The sequence below is a fragment of the Leisingera sp. F5 genome (genome assembly GCF_001593695.1).
Genome location: NZ_LUKH01001457.1, coordinates 1 through 1,017, shown reverse-complemented (window position 1 = coordinate 1,017; position 1,017 = coordinate 1). Strand labels below are relative to the sequence as shown.

Annotated in this window: 2 protein-coding genes; both read left to right on the top strand. The window is 66.6% G+C overall.

Annotated features, from left to right (window positions below):
• Positions 1 to 257: peptidoglycan-binding domain-containing protein (locus tag A2I95_RS42235; protein ID WP_291738196.1), on the top strand; the 257-nt coding region annotated here is incomplete at its 5' end.
• A gap of 88 nt (positions 258 to 345) precedes the next feature.
• Positions 346 to 1,014 carry a Crp/Fnr family transcriptional regulator gene (locus A2I95_RS42230; RefSeq protein WP_027259603.1) on the top strand — a complete coding sequence of 223 codons (669 nt, stop codon included), beginning with the start codon at positions 346 to 348 and terminating at the stop codon, positions 1,012 to 1,014.
• The last annotated feature ends 3 nt before the right edge of the window (positions 1,015 to 1,017 follow it).

The window sequence follows — 1,017 nt, the reverse complement described above, 5'->3', positions numbered from 1 at the left end:
CCCGCCAGCAAATCGTAATACCGCGGCAGAAACGCTGGATCGAAATCCCCTGCCCCGCAATGATGACGCCGGACTTTATCCGGACAATCCAACGCGCCTTGGCCGCCCGCGCGATCTACCGCGGCCCCCTTCACGGACAGATGGACGCCGCCACCCGCAAGGCTGTGCAACGCTATCAGGCACCGCTGGGGCTGGACAGCGGCACCCTGACACTCACCTCCGCCCGCAAGCTGGGACTGGTCGCCGTGGAGGGCTGAACCAACCGGTTCAGCTCCCCGGTTCCCCGGTGTCCATGCCTCTGCTAAGGTCCGCCGGACTGGGCACCAGACGCAAAGAGATTTGGCCATGCTGACAACCCGCCTGCCCGATACCGGCTTTCTCTCCGGCGCCTCCGGTCCGCTCAGGCGCATGCTGGAAAGCCAGGCCGCAGAAGTAAAGCTGCACCAGGGCGAAGTTCTGTTTGAACAGGGCGATGCAGGCGACGCGCTTTATGCAATTGCCGAGGGGGCGCTGGAGTTTTCGGTGCTGTCTGCTTCGGGGCGCAAACTGTCGCTCGACATGATGCGCCCCGGCGCGGTGTTCGGCGAGATCACCCTGTTCGATCCGGGGGAGCGCACCGCTACCGCCATCGCCGCCGAACCCAGCCGGGTGCTGCGGCTGCGCAGCGGCGATGTGCTGGCACAGATCCGCCAGCATCCGGATCTGGCTGCCGACCTGTTGCGGCTGGCGGGGCAGCGGATGCGCTGGATGAACACCCAGCTGAACGAACAGGTCTTTCTGCCGATGCCGGTGCGGCTGGCCCGCAAGCTGCTGTATCTCGCACCGGAAGGCCGCGACGGCCGCGTCGCGCTGTCGCAAGCGGAGCTGGCTGAATTCGTCGGTGCCACCCGCGAGGCGGTTTCAAAAACCCTGGCCGCCTGGAAGCGCAACGGCCTGGTCAGCATCAGCCGCGGCGGCGTGCAGATCCTGGACCGGGACGAGCTGGCGGTGCTGGCCGAGCCGGACTCGATCTAAGGG